Below are 14,300 nucleotides of genomic sequence, written 5' to 3' on the forward strand. Positions count from 1 at the left end.
ACCATGACCAACATTGTCCAACTCATCTCGCCGGTCGATGGCCGACTCGTCGCCGAACGTCAGTACGCCGATATCGTGCAGATCGAACAGGCATTGGCGGCGGCGGCCCGCGCCCAGGCGCAATGGAAGCGCCGGCCACTGAGCGAACGCGCGGCGTTTTGCAGCGCCGCCGTGGACGCGATGTTGGCCATGAAGGATGAAATCGTCCCGGAACTGGCCTGGCAAATGGGCCGCCCGGTGCGCTATGGCGCCGGCGAGCTGCGCGGTTTCGAAGAGCGTGCCCGGCACATGATCGCCATTGCGCCGCAAGCCTTGGCGGCGCTCGAAGCCGATCCGGTCGCGGGTTTTCGCCGGTACATCAAGCGTGAGCCGATGGGCACCGTGCTGGTTGTCGCGCCGTGGAATTACCCGTACCTGACGGCGGTCAACACGATCATTCCGGCACTGATGGCCGGCAACAGCGTGATCCTCAAGCACGCTTCGCAAACGCTGCTGGTGGGCGAACGTTTTGCCCAGGCCATGCGCCAGGCCAATCTGCCGGAAGGGTTGTTCCAGAACCTGTTGCTCAGTCACATCCATACCGGTGTGGTCATCGGCTCCGACCAGGTGCAGCAGGTGAACTTCACCGGCTCAGTGGCGGCCGGCCTGGAAATGCAACGCTCTGCGGTCGACGGTTTCCTGCGCGTGGGCCTGGAGCTCGGCGGCAAGGACCCGGCCTATGTCCGGGCAGACGCCAACCTCGAGCATGCGGTGGAGAACCTGGTGGACGGCAGTTTCTTCAACTCCGGACAAAGTTGCTGCGCCGTGGAACGCATCTACGTCGACCAGAAAATCTACCCGGCGTTTGTCGAACGCTTCGCCGAACTGACCCGCCAGTACGTGCTGGGCAACCCGCTGGACGAAGCCACCACGCTCGGCCCGATGGTGAGCCCGGGCGCGGCGGATTTCGTCCGCGAACAGATTGCCGATGCGCAGGCCCAAGGCGCGAAGGCGTTGATCGACCCGCGAGCATTTGCCGCCGACGCGCCGGGCAGCGCCTACCTCGCCCCGCAAGTGTTGGTCGAGGTCAATCATCAAATGTCGGTCATGCGCGATGAAAGCTTCGGCCCGGTGGTCGGCATCATGCCGGTAGCTAGCGACGACGAAGCCGTGGCCTTGATGAACGACAGCGAGTTCGGCCTCAGCGCGTCGATCTGGACCCGGGACCTGGCCGCCGCCGAACGCCTGGGGGACGCGATCGACACCGGCACCCTGTTCATGAATCGCTGCGATTACCTGGACCCGGCCCTGGCCTGGACCGGGGTCAAGAACAGTGGGCGCGGCGTCACGCTGTCGGCCCTGGGTTATGAACACCTGACCCGCGCCAAATCCTTCCATCTGCGCCACGAGACCTGAACCATGAGCCTGACTGGAAACTGGAACTACCCCACGAGCATCCGCTTTGGTATCGGCCGCATTGCGGAACTGGCCGAGGCCTGTCGCAGCCAGGGTATCCAGCGCCCGCTGCTGGTCACCGACAGCGGCCTGGGGCGAGCGTCGATCACCACTGCTGCGCTGGACGCTTTACGTAACGCAGGGCTGGGCGCTGCGCTGTTCTGCGACCTCAAGCCCAACCCGGTCGAAGCCAACCTGGCAGGCGGGCTCGACGCTTGGCGTGCGGGCAACCACGATGGCGTGGTGGCCTTTGGCGGGGGCAGCGGCCTGGACATGGGCAAGCTCATCGCCTTCATGAGTGGCCAGACCCGCCCGGTCTGGGATTTCGAAGACATCGGCGACTACTGGACCCGCGCCGATGAAAGCCGTATAGCCCCGGTCATCGCGGTGCCGACCACCGCGGGCACGGGCTCCGAAGTGGGCCGCGCGGCGGTGATCATCGACGATCGCACCCACACCAAGCGCATCATCTTCCACCCGAAAATGATGCCGCGGGTGGTCATCAGCGACCCGGCCCTGACCGTCGGCATGCCGGCCAAAGTCACCGCCGGCACGGGCATGGACGCCCTGGCGCACTGCCTGGAATCGTACTGTGCCCCCGGTTTCCACCCCATGGCCGACGGCATCGCGGTCGAAGGCATGCGCCTGGTGAGCAATGCCCTGGTGCGTGCGGTTCATACCCCTTCAGACCTCGACGCACGTGGGCAAATGCTGGCAGCGGCGGCGATGGGCGCCACCGCGTTCCAGAAAGGCCTTGGCGGGATGCACGCGCTCGCGCACCCGATCGGCGCGCTGTACGACACCCACCACGGCATGACCAACGCCACCCTGATGCCCTATGTGCTGAAGTTCAATCGCCCGGCCATCGAGGAACGCATCACGCGCCTGGCCGCGTACCTGCACCTGCCCTCCCCGGGCTTCGACAGCTTCCTGGCCTTCGTCCTCAAATTGCGCAAGGACATCGCCGTGCCGCATACGCTGTTCGAGCTGGGGGTGGATGACAAGCAGGCCGACCTGATCGCCGACATGGCAGTGGTCGACCCGTCGGCCGGCGGCAACCCGTTGCCCCTGACCCGGGCTGGCGTGGCGGAAATTTTCCAGGCGGCCTTCCACGGCCGCCTTTTGTAGGAGCGAGCCTGCTCGCGATGGACGTCAACGATTACGCGGGGAACCTGACACCCTGCGTTGTCCTCAACTCCATCGCGAGCAGGCTCACTCCTACAGAAAAGCAGGCAGGTTTCACCGGTTGCAAACAGGAGCAGTACGACAAGGGGTTGAAAGCCAATCCATCCGGAGCGCCGGATGGCTGCGTATCAAAACCTGAAGGGGCACACATCAATGAACCCAGCAAGCCAGCCCGGCACCGACGCTCACGACGATGACGTCAAGGTGCTGCACAGCATGGGCTATGCCCAGCAGCTCTCGCGACGAATGGGGGTTTTCTCCAACTTCGCGATTTCCTTTTCGATCATCTGCATCCTCTCCGGTGGCATCAACTCACTCGCCCAGGGCACCTCAGGCGCCGGCGGTGCGTCGATCGGCATCGGCTGGCCGATCGGTTGCCTGATTTCCGGGGTGTTCGCCCTGGCCATGGCGCAGATTTCCTCGGCCTACCCCACCGCTGGCGGCCTGTATCACTGGGGCTCGATCCTCGGCAACCGTTTCACCGGTTGGCTAACGGCCTGGTTCAACCTGCTGGGGCTGGTCACGGTGCTCGGGGCGATCAACGTCGGCACCTATTACTTCTTTTTTGGCGCCTTCGGCCCCACGCTGGGCATGGAAGACACCACCACGACACGGGTGATTTTCCTGGCGATCCTTACCGGTCTCCAGGCCCTGTGCAATCACCTGGGGATCGGCCTGACCGCCAAGCTCACCGATTTCTCCGGCTACCTGATCTTCGCCACCGCACTGGCGCTGACCATCGTCTGCCTGATCTCCGCCCCCAGTTTCGAGTTTTCGCGGCTGGTGACCTTCGGCAACTACTCCGGCGCGGCAGGTGGCGGCGTCTGGCCGGAAGTCTCCAACGGCTGGATCTTCATGCTCGGCCTGCTGCTGCCGATCTACACCATCACCGGCTACGACGCCTCCGCCCACACCTCGGAGGAAACCCGCAACGCGGCCATGTCGGTGCCCCGGGGCATGGTCATGTCGGTGGTCTGGTCGCTGCTGTTTGGCTGGGTGATGCTCAGTGCGTTCGTGCTGATGCTGCCGAGCATGGACGAAGCGGCCAAGCAAGGCTGGAGCGTGTTCTTCTGGGCCATGAACACCCAGGTCAATCCGCTGCTCAAAGACGGCTTGTACGTGGCGATCTTCATCTCCCAGGTGCTCTGTGGCCTGGCGACCGTGACCTCGGTTTCGCGCATGATTTTCGCGTTCTCCCGCGACGGCGGCCTGCCTTGCTCGAAAGCCCTGGCCTCGGTTTCGCCAACCTTTCGCAGCCCGGTGGCAGCCATCTGGACCGGTGCCACACTCGCGGTGCTGTTCGTCTGGGGATCGTCGGTGATATCGATTGGCGAGACGCCGGTCTACACCATCGTGGTCTCCTGCACGGTGATCTTCCTGTTCTTCTCCTTCGTCATCCCCATCGTGCTGGGCCTGTTTGCCTATGGCACCTCGAAGTGGCCGACCATGGGGCCATGGAACATGGGGCGCTTCTGGTACACGGTGTTCGCCCTGCTCTCGGTCCTGTCGATGGTGATCATCTTCGTCATCGGCATCCAGCCACCGAACGACTGGGCGTTGTACATCACCATCGGCTTCCTGGTGTTGACGGCCATCGTCTGGTTCGGTTTCGAAGCGCGACGTTTCCAGGGACCGCCGGTGGGCGACATGATCGTCAAGCGCCAGGCTGAAATTGCGGCGGCGGAAGCGGCGTTGGACAAGCGCTGAAGCGACCGACCTGACACACCGCGGAACATGATTCACCCGTAGGCGCCAGGCTTGCCGGCGTAGGCGATTTCAAATACGCCTTCGCCGGCAAGCCGGGCACCTACAAGTTTTGCGTCCCGCGATCTCTGCGCTTCTATTCCGGCGGATTCAAAATGCAGGCGTAAAACCTGACTGATGGAAGCGTCATGCGACTTAGGTTATCGCGGGCTGCTAAACCCGATCAGTGATGGGCAGTGACACGAATCAAGTTACCGAGCGGCCCCAAGGCGCCGTGGCTTTTGCGAAGGACCATCTGACAAAGACGAGGACGATCAACATTGCCCTACGCCCCATCAGAAACGCCCTATATCCACCTCGACCAACTTCGTAAAAACTTGCGAAGCCTTGGGATAATCACATGGGGGGGATGGCCCTCCCTCATTGACTAATGATGATTTACTTTTTCTTCCGTAGTTCGCTGGAAGTTCCTGGCAAATCAGAAGATTTCTTCGCAGCTTTTTTACTGGGTTTTGGTAGCGCATTCGCTCTGGTGGTTATATCGACCTGTAGGTCCCAAATCTTTTGCTGGAGATCATGAATTTTTGCATTCAGCCCCTTAATTTCATAAGTGGCCTGGCGATCAATAAATTTAATATTATCGAACTCTGCGTACAGCCGGGGGAGGTAGGAGCTCTCTAATTCTTCTAGCTCAGCCATACTTTTCTTCGCAGGGAGTAAACCGCCTATTTCATCCATAATTTCTATTGCGTTCGAACTGCTTTTTTCACTAGTTTTTCTCACTAAATATTGCTCGGGGGTTTCATTGTTTATACTTGCAAATGCCTTTAAACCCTTCTCACCGCCCAGATTTCTTTTCACTTGACGCATCGCATCTTTTAAGCCGGGAGGCGGTTTTTTACGAGTCGTCGCCGCCATGGCTGCAATCATTTCCTTCACCATATGCCCCGATGGATCGACCCTGTTGACAGGATCCCCCACACAATAAGCATAAGCGTTCAACCCTCCTTTGCCGAACGGACTCAAGCTATCCGGGCTATTGAACCGCATAAGTACCGGATTAAACGCGCGATACCCATTACCCAACAGATAGCACCCGGTAACGGGATCCGGCCGTTCTCCATTAAAGCCCAGCAGGCTGAGCAATCCGTTTTCAGCCGCGCGGTGCCCGTAAGGTGAATAACTACCGGACTGCCCTGGATGATCCGCCTTGAGCGAATGCAGCACCGAACGTTGCTGATCGGTAGCCAGCAGCGTGGTAGCGGGTGCTGTATCTTTCTCATGTTGACGCTGAGCCAACAGCTGGTCGTCGTTCTGGAAAATCGATAAGCCCACCCCGCCCTGTATTTCGGTTGCCAGCCGGCGTTTGCAGTAGAAACGCTGGCGCTGCGGGATATCCGGCAGCGCGTGACGGGTCAGTCGGTCGAGGGCGTCGTAGTGATATTGGCATAGCAGTGTTTTGGGCAGGTCAGTCATGATACTGAGCTCCGAAGTATTGGAGCTCAGTATTGACGCCCCTGCCTGGCATTGGAACTAGCAGAACTGATAGTCCAAAGCGGGCGGCAATCCGGCTTGCCTGCGAAGAACGATAACGCGGTGTGACAGATACACCGCAGCGTCTGGTTCGCCCGTAGGAGCCAGGCTTGCCGGCGAAAAACGATGACGCGGTCCAGCAGATACATCGCGGCGTCTGGTTCGCGGGCAAGTCGGATCGCTGCCCGCTCGCTCCTACAGGCGAAGAACGATGACGCGGTGTGACAGATGCACCGCAGCGTCTGGTTCGCCGGCAAGCCTGGCTCCTACAGTAGTGGGTTGCGATGACCGTCCAACCACGCCCGGGTCATCGTGAACGCCTGCGCCAACCGCTCAGGTGCACAAATCTCGGAGCACGGCACCTCCACACTCCAGTGCACCTGAGGCGCCAGCACCTCGAGCAATCCCGCCAAGGCCAGTTGCCCCTGCCCCGCCGGCAAGCGACCCTCGCGGGCTTCGCGGATGATGCCCTCCCCCGTAGGTGCCTGCGCCGGCGCGTCGCACCACTGCACGCCATGGATATAGCGCCGGTCCAGTTCGGCCACGGCAGCGACGTCGCCGCCGGAGCGGAACAGGTGCAACGTATCGAGCAGCACGCCGCCGTTAACCTGACCCGCCGCCACGATCAACGCGACGGCCTGTTGCAGGTTGGCAATGTGACGCCAGCGCATGAACTCCAGATCGACACGCAAGCCATAACCTGCTGCCAACTCGCACACTGCAGCGAAATTATCCGTGAGCCGGGAATGCTGCGGATCGTCCCCCGATACCGTGAGGCAACGCGCGCCCAGTTGCGCCCCGGACTCCAGCAGCGGTGCGAGCGCGGCGACGTCCACCTGCGGCGTGAGCTCGACGAATTCGATCTCGTTGACCGCCACTCCTTCGGCATCCAGCGCAGTCTTCAACTGCTGCAGCGCCTGGCTGCCCGGCAACAGCGGGTAGGCAATGCCTCCCGCCATGGCCGGGTGCAGACGCAGCCCGACTGAACTGAAACCGGCGCGTGCCGCCTCGCGTACCCACTCGATGGGCGCCAGTTCCAGCGCAGTCAGGTGCGCTACACCAAGGCCGCTCAATAGGTGGCCCTGCCGCCGCTGAGGTCGAACACAAACCCCGTGGTGAAGCTGCATTCGGGCCCGGCGATCCAGGTCACCATGTTGGCGATCTCTTCGATTTGCAGGAAACGCCCCATGGGAATCTTCGCCTTGCTGGCGACAATATGCTCGGGGGTCATTTCCGCCATCAGCCCGGTTTCCACCATGGCCGGGGCAATGCAATTGAGCAGCACGCCGTCCTGGGCCAATTCCTTGGCCGCCGCCTTGGTAAATGCGATCACACCGGCCTTCGCCGCCGAATAACCGGAGATGTATTGCACGCCGTCCTTGCCAGCCATCGAGGCGACATTGACGATGCGCCCGTAACCACGCTCACGCATATGCGGGATGACGGTGCGACAGCAATAGAACACCCCCGTCAGGTCGATGGCGATGACCTGGTCCCAGGCCTCTGGCGGGTACTCCCAGGAAGGCATCACCGGCCCGTTGATCCCGGCATTGTTGACCAGGATATCGACGCGCCCCTGTTGCTCAACGACCTCCTTGAAGGCCGCCTCCACGGATGCCAGCGAGGCGACGTTGACGGCCTGGCGCAACACCGGTTCAAAGCCGTTGGCGATGCTGTCCCAGCCATCGACCGCCAGGTCCCAGATGACGATCTGCGCGCCAGCGCTGTGCAAGCGACGGGCGATGCCCAGGCCGATGCCACGCATGCCGCCGGTGACGATGGCCGTCTGGCCTTCCAGGTATCGAGTCATCAAACTGCTCCTTGTTGTACGGATTGGATTTCAGGCAGGCGGCGCAGATCACGCACCATGAACAGGTAACACAGCGCGCCCAGCACGGTGATCGAGGACACGAACGCCAGGGCCCAGACGAACGAGCCCGTGGTGGTGACAATCACGCCGATGGTCAGCGGGGTGACGATGCCGGCCGCATTGGCGAACAGGTTGAACACGCCACCGCTCAAACCGAGCAGGCCTTTGGGGGCGATATCGGACACGATCATCCAGGCCAGTGCGGACATGCCCTGGGCGAAATAGGCCACGCACAGAATGGCGATCACCAGCGCGTCGGAGTCCACGTAGTTGGCCAGCACGATCACCGATGCGGTCAGGAGTCCTGCAATCACCGGCAATTTGCGCGCGACATTCAGCGAGTAGCCGCGACGCAGCAAGGCGTCCGACAGCCAGCCACCGGCCAGGGTGCCGAGGGACGCGGCAATGAATGGCAGCACCGCCACCCAACCCACCTTGAGCCAGGGCATGTGCCGCTCGGTGACCAGGTAGGTCGGGAACCAGGTCAGGAAGAACACGTTCGTCGAGTTGCAGGCAAACTGCCCCAGGCAGATCCCCAGCATGTTGCGATGCTTGAGCAACGCGGGTATCTGCGACCAACGAAAGCGCGTGGCCTTCTGCCCGCCATCGACCACCCCGCCGCCGGCGGCAATGTAGTCCAGCTCCGCCTGATTGGCCGTGGTCGACTCATGGGGCTCGTGGTACTTGCGCCACCACACCAGGCCATAGAGCACACCCAGGATGCCCACGGCCACCAGCAACACACGCCAGCCATAGGCGTGCAGTACCCAGAACAGCAGTGGCGTGAGGAACGCCAGCCCGACGTACTCGGCGAAGGTATAGATGCCGGTCGCCCGCGCCCGCTCGCTTTGCGGGAACCAGGTCGCGACCACCCGACTGTTGGTGGGAAAGCACGGTGCCTCGGTGGCGCCCACCAGCAAGCGAAAGCCCAGCAGCGAAAGAAAGCCCTGGGCGAGGCCCTGCAGGCCGGTGAACACCGACCATAAGGTCAGCGCCAGCCAGTAGGTGAACTTGGTGCCCAAGCGGTCGATCAGGATGCCGCCAGGAATCTGCGCGGCGGCGTAGGTCCAGGAAAATGCGGAAAAGATCAGCCCCATCATGACCGCGTTCAGGCCCAGGTCGGCACTGATGCTGGGCGCGGCGATGCCCATCACGCTGCGGTCCAGGTAGTTGATCATGGTGCCGCCGGAAATCAGCGCCAGGATCATGAACCGGGTGCGGGTCCTGACGGTTTGCGCCGCCGGACAGGCGAGCGTTGCCGCTACGAATCGATTGTCGGTCGTCATTGTTTTTGTTCCTTGTTGTTATCGGGGGTATTGCGCCAACACAGCCCGCCCGGGGGCGGATTCAACGCTCGCCGAAGCCGAACAGTCGGCGCGGCGTGTCCCACATCACCTTCCTGCGCACACTGGCATCGGCCATCAACTGCTCGGCCAGCTTGAGCAGCGGCCCGTAGTCCAGGCGCGATTGTTCGCGAATGAACGGCCAGTCCGAGCCCCACACACAAGCATCCGGGCCAAAGGCCTGAAGCAGTTCACGTACGTATGCACCGGCTTGCTCCTGAAAATGATCGTGGGCGACGAACTTATGCATGCCGGAAATTTTCACGCAGGCCCGGCCGCTGCCAGCCAGACCCAGTAGTGCCTGGAACCCTGGCTGGCCCACACCTGCTCGGGCCTCAGGGCGGCCGCAGTGGTCGATGAGCAGCCGCGGCGCAGTAGATTCAATCAAGCCCAGCAGCTCGACCAGTTGGTTGCCCTGCACCTGGATCTGAGCGAACAGATCCAGCTCGGCCAGCCGGCCGAAGAGACCTGCGACGCCATTCATGCTGGCCAAACCTTCCAGCGCCGGATTGAAGGCGACGCCCACCACGCCCTGTTCCTTGAGCGCTGCCAGTTCTTCCAGGCCGATGGCATGCTCGACCACGGCGATGCCCTTGAACCGGCCCTCGCCTTGCGCCAGCGCATGCAGCAGGCAACGGTTGTCCGTGCGGTAGCCACTGGTTGGCCCCACCAGCAACGCGTGCTGCACGCCATAGGCGTCCATCACCCGACCGAACTGCTCCAGGGTCGCGACCTCCTGCCCGGAGGGTGCATAGATGGTGTCGGCGCGATAGGGAAACCGCGCGGGGTCGAACAGGTGGTTATGGCAATCGATCTTGGGTTCGTCGTAGATGCTCAAGGCTGCTCCTGCCAAGCGTCACTGCGCTTGCTCACTGAACTTTGTTATTGTTTCGCCGCTTTGGGCGATGCGTTGCAGTGACGATACGACCAGGCGGTAAATAGCGCTCATACACAGATCGCTCGAACAATAACCAAAGGTTAATGACCCATGCCCAACGGCGAAGGCCCCGACGCCACCTCGATGGTGTTCAAGCTGCGGCACATGGAAGTGTTCCGGGCGGTGATGCTCACCGGCTCGATCAGCGGTGCGGCGAAAATGCTCTACGTGTCGCAGCCGGCGGTCAGCAAGCTGATCGCCTATATCGAGAGCCGGCTGGTCTACCGCCTGTTCCAGCGCATCAACAATCGCCTGGTGCCCACCGCCGAGGCGCTGACCCTTTACCGCGAAGTCGAGCGTGTCTACCAGGCCGCGCTGGCGGTCAACGAATGTGCCCGGGCCCTGGCCAGCGGCCCGAACCGCCAGTTGCGCATCTGCTGCAGTGCATCGCTGTCGACGGTGGTCATCCCGGTCGCCCTGGCCCGGCTCAAGCGGGAAATGCCGTCGCTGAACATCGAATGGCAAACGACCTTGATGGGCGACATGCCCAACCAGATCCTCTCGAAGAAAGTCGACCTGGCCATTTCCGCCCTGCCGCTGATCCACGACCACCTTCACTCACTGGCCTTCATGCGCGCACGCATGGTCTGCGTGATGCCGGCTGATCACCCCTTGGCCGACAGCGCTTCATTGTCACTGCACGAGTTGGTCGACCAGCCGTTGCTGCTGTTTCGCCCCGACATGCCCTTTGGCCGATTGCTGGCCGAGGAGATCGAACGCCAGGGCCTGAACCTGCACTCGATGCTCAACTTCACCAATGCCAACGAAGCAGTGGCCCTGGTCAAGCAAGGCATGGGCCTGACCATCATCGATGAGTTCGTGGCCCAGGACAGCGGCCTGGTCGTGGTACCGCTGGTTGAGGCGATTCACTTCGACATCAGTTTCGTCTACTCGCGGTTCGAGCCGCTGTCCCAGTCTGCCGCGCAGCTCATGCAGGTGCTGCATGGCCAGGCGGTCAAACTGGGGCGGGTGATCCCCGGGGTCGAGTTGCCGAGCTTCGACTGATCAGCGCAGGCCCGCTTGAAGCGCTTGGCGCGCAGACATCGGCGGTCGCAATTTCACGGCAGGCTCGCCCCTGCCGATGAGCCTGTTCCTGGCAAAATAGCCAAATCGTGATGTGTTCCCTTCGTTCTTTCATACGTCGCAGACTTCACTGCCCGTTTTCCCCTGTCTGGAGTTTTCTCAATGCCCTCGCCCCAATCCCTGTCCGCCGCGTTGCTGGGCCTGGCCCTTGTTTGTCCGGCGATGGCCGAGGCCCAGGGCCTGGAGTTGGGGCAAGTGCTGATCGGGGCCGAGGAGCAGAGTGACGAAGACCAGGGGATCGAGGACGCCAAGGCGCGGCTCGACCAGGTGCCTGGCGGCACCAACGTGGTCGACATGCGCCGCCCCCTGCAGGGCCGGGTGGCGAGCAATCAGGATGTGCTGGCTTATCAGCCAGGCATCTATGCCCAGTCGGCGGGCAACGAAGGGGTGAAGATCTCGATCCGCGGATCGGGCATCAACCGTGCGCCGGGCGCCCATGCCTCGGGCCTGTACGCCATGCTCGACGGCCTGCCGCTGACCGGCCCCGGCGGCACGCCCTATGAGCTGCTGGAGCCGCTATGGCTTGACCATGTGGAAGTGCTGCGCGGCGCCAACGGTTTCGACCGCGGTGCCCTGGCCTTGGGCGGGGCCATCGACTACGTCAGCCATACCGGCTACACCGCACCGCGCTTGCAGATGCGCTATGCCACGGGCAGCCACGGTTATCAGCAACGCCAGGTCAGCTCCGGGCAGGTGCTGGGCGACTTCGACTACTACCTGGCCCTGACCGACGCACGCGCCGACGGCTATCAGGATCACACCGCCAGCGAGAGCCAGGGCGTCATCGCCAACTTCGGCTATCGCTTCAACCCGAACCTGGAAACGCGCTTCTATCTGCGCTACCGCCAGACCGACAACGACCTCGCCGGCCGGGTCACCAAGCACTCCATCGAGCACGACCCGCGCGCGGCCAACCCCGCCTACGTGGCGCGCGACGATCGCCGTGAACAGCCGGGCAGCACCTTCATCGGCAACAAGACCACCTGGTTCATCGATGACGACTCGAGCATCCAGGCCGGCCTTGCCTACCATGACTACCCCATGGACTTGCGCGAGGGGCCCAACCGCCTGAAAGTCGCGTACACGGATGTCAGCGGCACCCTCGACTACAAGCGTCGCGACACGCTCTGGGGCCTGCAGAGCCAGAGCACCCTGGGCCTGCGCGTGACCAAGCACCTGCCCAACGCCGGCGCCAGCGAGCAGGTGCGCATCCCCACCGGCAACACGGCCGGTTATGCGCCGGGCACACCCATGCGCAATTTCACCTACCAGGGTTCGGACAGCGTCCTGCATGTGGGCAATGACCTGGAGATCGCCGACGACCTGTGGCTGACCACGGGCCTCGCCGCTATCTACACTCGCAGGGAAAGCGCGGTGACTTACCCGCAAGGCGGTGGCAAGACCAGCCAGGGCGACTGGGACTATGCCCCGCGCCTTGGCCTGCGCTACCAACTGACACCCGACCTGCAACTGTTCGGCAACCTCAGCCGCTCGGTCGAGGCGCCGCACCCCTGGTCGCTGATCTACAGCTCCAACATTCGATTCCCGGCCGGCAGCGGCCCCGCCACCGGCACCCAGCGTGACCCAATCGAGCTGCAGAACCAGACCGCGACCACCCTGGAGCTCGGCGGTCGCGGCGACAGCGCGATGGGCCAATGGAGCCTGGCCTGGTACTACGCCCAGGTACGCCACGAATTGCTTTCGGTGTTGCCGGATGCCAACGCCACCACGCCCTACGAGCTCAATGCCAGCCCTACCGTGCACCAGGGCGTGGAAGCCAGCCTGCAGAGCAATCTGTGGTCCGGCGCCGATGGCGGTCAACTGAGCCTGCGCCAGAGCTATACCTTCAGTGACTTCCACTACCAGGACGACGAGCGCTTCGGCGACAACCGCCTGCCGGGCCTGCCGATGCACTACTACCAGGGCGAACTGCGCTACGACTGGCCCCAGGGCTTCTTCGCCGCGCTCAACACGCAATGGGTGTCCAAGGTGGCGGTCGATTACGCCAACAGCTACTACGCCGATCCTTACGCGCTGTTCGGCGCGACCCTGGGCTACAACGCACCCAAGGGTGACTGGCAGACGTGGGTGGACATGCGCAACCTGACCGACAAGCACTACGCCGCCACCGTCACACCAGGCTACGACGACAAAGGGCTGGACGCGGCGCGGTCGACGCCGGGTGAAGGTATGGGAGTGTATGTCGGGGTGTCGTGGAGTCTGCTGTGAGGTTCTGGTGTGCAGCAGAGGTTCCACGCCCTGCACAAATATCGTAGGAGCCAGGCTTGCCGGCGAAGAGGCCTGAAAGGTCAACGCAACATCCGAGGACGCCTTCGCCGGCAAGCCGGGCTCCTACAGGTCAGCGGCGATGCCCGGCGCGCGCGGTGCTACGAGGTTCTCGCCCCCGGATTCTGCCAGAACGCGGGATCGGCACTCTTGAGCCGCTCGACCGCATTATTGATGTGGTTAAGGGCAGCATGGCGCGCGCCTTCAGGGTCACGTGCGGCGATGGCTTCGTACACGGCGGAGTGTTCGACATGCACCGTCCTGGCCAGGTCATGGCGGCGTTCCTCGTTGGAGCGGGTGATGCGGATCGCTTCCTTGATGTACTGCGCGATGAACTCGTGCAGTGACGGGTACAGCGGATTGCCCGTTGCCCTGGAAATGGAGTGATGGAACGCCAGGTCTTCCTCGACGCCATCGCGCCCCGCCTGCTCGGCGGCATCGATGGCCTTGAGCGCCTGGTGGATGGCCTCCAGTTGCGCCGGCGAGTGCCGCTGCGCCGCCAGTGCCGCCGCCTCCCCTTCGATACCGCGGCGCAGTTCGGTGACCCGCAACACCGCCTCGATCGAGCCGCTGACATCCAGGTCGATGGTGAACGCCTTGATGTGCGCGCCTTCGCTGACGACGGTGCCGCTGCCTTGACGGACCTCGACCAAACCGGCTGATTTAAGGCGCGAGATTGCCTCGCGGATGACCGTCCTGCTCACCCCGAAACGCTCCGAGAGCACGGGCTCGGTGGGCAGGCGCGCGCCCGGCAGCACTTCACCATTGGCGATGTAGGCCTTCAGGGCCGCCGTCACCTGATCGGACAACGTGCCCTTGGCGGAGTCCTTCAAAACGGCCAGCGCCTCGGCGGAACAGGGGGATTTGTCAGGAGTGGGCATAGGCATCTCTGGGCTCAAATCGGTGAACGGTACTGCATTTTAGA

At 62.8% G+C, this 14,300-nt stretch carries 11 protein-coding genes; 5 read left to right on the forward strand and 6 right to left on the reverse strand.

Features of this window, described 5'->3' with window-relative positions; all coding sequences use genetic code 11:
• Nucleotides 1–3: 3 nt before the first annotated feature.
• From OH720_RS19820 to OH720_RS19830, 3 genes are all read left to right on the forward strand, one after another.
• Nucleotides 4–1,395, forward strand: a complete 1,392-nt coding sequence (locus OH720_RS19820; protein WP_272602574.1) for an aldehyde dehydrogenase family protein — start codon at nucleotides 4–6, stop codon at nucleotides 1,393–1,395.
• A 3-nt stretch (nucleotides 1,396–1,398) separates the two neighbouring features.
• The gene (locus tag OH720_RS19825) at nucleotides 1,399–2,562 is read left to right on the forward strand and encodes an iron-containing alcohol dehydrogenase (protein WP_272602575.1); all 1,164 of its coding nucleotides are present in this window, start codon (nucleotides 1,399–1,401) and stop codon (nucleotides 2,560–2,562) included.
• 210 nt (nucleotides 2,563–2,772) lie between these two features.
• Entirely contained in the window at nucleotides 2,773–4,326 is a 1,554-nt protein-coding gene (locus tag OH720_RS19830; RefSeq protein ID WP_180204645.1) for an amino acid permease, read from the forward strand.
• A gap of 435 nt (nucleotides 4,327–4,761) precedes the next feature.
• Here OH720_RS19830 and OH720_RS19835 read toward each other — a convergent pair whose 3' ends face one another.
• The 5 genes from OH720_RS19835 to OH720_RS19855 all read right to left on the reverse strand — a co-directional run bounded on the left by OH720_RS19835 (nucleotide 4,762) and on the right by OH720_RS19855 (nucleotide 9,907).
• Entirely contained in the window at nucleotides 4,762–5,799 is a 1,038-nt protein-coding gene (locus OH720_RS19835) for an RHS repeat-associated core domain-containing protein (RefSeq protein WP_272602576.1), read from the reverse strand.
• 323 nt (nucleotides 5,800–6,122) lie between these two features.
• A complete protein-coding gene (locus OH720_RS19840) occupies nucleotides 6,123–6,929 on the reverse strand; it encodes a sugar phosphate isomerase/epimerase family protein (RefSeq protein ID WP_272602577.1) in 807 nt (268 codons plus the stop codon).
• Nucleotides 6,926–7,666: an SDR family NAD(P)-dependent oxidoreductase gene (locus tag OH720_RS19845; protein ID WP_272602578.1), complete on the reverse strand. Its 741-nt coding sequence runs from the start codon at nucleotides 7,664–7,666 to the stop codon at nucleotides 6,926–6,928. Before OH720_RS19845 ends, OH720_RS19840 begins: the two co-directional genes overlap by 4 nt.
• A complete protein-coding gene (locus OH720_RS19850; protein WP_272602579.1) occupies nucleotides 7,666–9,012 on the reverse strand; it encodes an MFS transporter in 1,347 nt (448 codons plus the stop codon). Before OH720_RS19850 ends, OH720_RS19845 begins: the two co-directional genes overlap by 1 nt.
• A 61-nt stretch (nucleotides 9,013–9,073) precedes the next feature.
• Nucleotides 9,074–9,907, reverse strand: a complete 834-nt coding sequence (locus OH720_RS19855; protein WP_272602580.1) for an amidohydrolase family protein — start codon at nucleotides 9,905–9,907, stop codon at nucleotides 9,074–9,076.
• Nucleotides 9,908–10,057: 150 nt separating this feature from the next.
• On the opposite strand from OH720_RS19855, the gene OH720_RS19860 reads away from it, so the two are divergent.
• Complete coding sequence (locus tag OH720_RS19860) at nucleotides 10,058–11,011, forward strand: LysR family transcriptional regulator (protein WP_272602581.1); 954 nt, start codon at nucleotides 10,058–10,060, stop codon at nucleotides 11,009–11,011.
• Nucleotides 11,012–11,191: 180 nt separating this feature from the next.
• Nucleotides 11,192–13,318 carry a TonB-dependent receptor family protein gene (locus OH720_RS19865; RefSeq protein ID WP_272602582.1) on the forward strand — a complete coding sequence of 709 codons (2,127 nt, stop codon included), beginning with the start codon at nucleotides 11,192–11,194 and terminating at the stop codon, nucleotides 13,316–13,318.
• A gap of 158 nt (nucleotides 13,319–13,476) precedes the next feature.
• On the opposite strand, the gene OH720_RS19870 is transcribed toward OH720_RS19865, so the two are convergent.
• Nucleotides 13,477–14,262, reverse strand: a complete 786-nt coding sequence (locus OH720_RS19870) for a FadR/GntR family transcriptional regulator (protein WP_033043139.1) — start codon at nucleotides 14,260–14,262, stop codon at nucleotides 13,477–13,479.
• Between the last annotated feature and the right edge of the window lie 38 nt (nucleotides 14,263–14,300).

The organism is Pseudomonas sp. WJP1, from assembly GCF_028471945.1.
Taxonomy (GTDB): domain Bacteria; phylum Pseudomonadota; class Gammaproteobacteria; order Pseudomonadales; family Pseudomonadaceae; genus Aquipseudomonas.